The sequence below is a fragment of the Desulfobulbus alkaliphilus genome, from assembly GCF_016918545.1.
Classification (GTDB): domain Bacteria; phylum Desulfobacterota; class Desulfobulbia; order Desulfobulbales; family Desulfobulbaceae; genus Desulfobulbus; species Desulfobulbus alkaliphilus.
The window spans coordinates 1-426 of the sequence record NZ_JAFFQC010000309.1; the positions used below are offsets into that span (position 1 = coordinate 1).

The 426-nt window shown below is 69.0% G+C and carries 1 protein-coding gene; it reads right to left on the minus strand.

All coding sequences use genetic code 11. The features are described 5' to 3' along the window. Positions 1–129 precede the first annotated feature (129 nt). A partial coding sequence (locus JWG43_RS20985) for a DUF488 domain-containing protein (protein ID WP_205244417.1) occupies positions 130–426 on the minus strand: 297 nt, incomplete at its 5' end.

The following is a 426-nucleotide window of genomic DNA, read 5'->3' on the forward strand; positions in this document are numbered from 1 at the left end:
GTTCCAGACCCTGTGGAACGAGGGCGACTGGGGCCGCGCTAACGCCCGTCGCATCTACGCCGAGGCCCGGCCGCTCTATCACCCGGTCACCAGCGGTTCGGTCGATCAACTGGTCGGACGGCCGTAAGGCTAGAGATCCACGACCGCCACGCCGGTTTCCGCCGACAGCCGTTCCGCCAGGACGGCGCGGTGGCAACCGGCGTGATCGGCCTCGAAGCACAGCAGGGCGACGGGTTTGTCGGCCGCCAGCGCCTTCAGCCGCTCGTACTCGATCTGCGCCTGGGGCTCGGCCAAGTGATCGGCGAAGATGGCGCGCATCTCGTCGACACGGCCCTTGCGCGCCGCGTCACGTCCCGCCTTGGGTGTGCCCAGCCCGCGCAGGTGGACATAGTCGATCCCTTCGGCCTTCAGGCTCTCGCCCAGGAT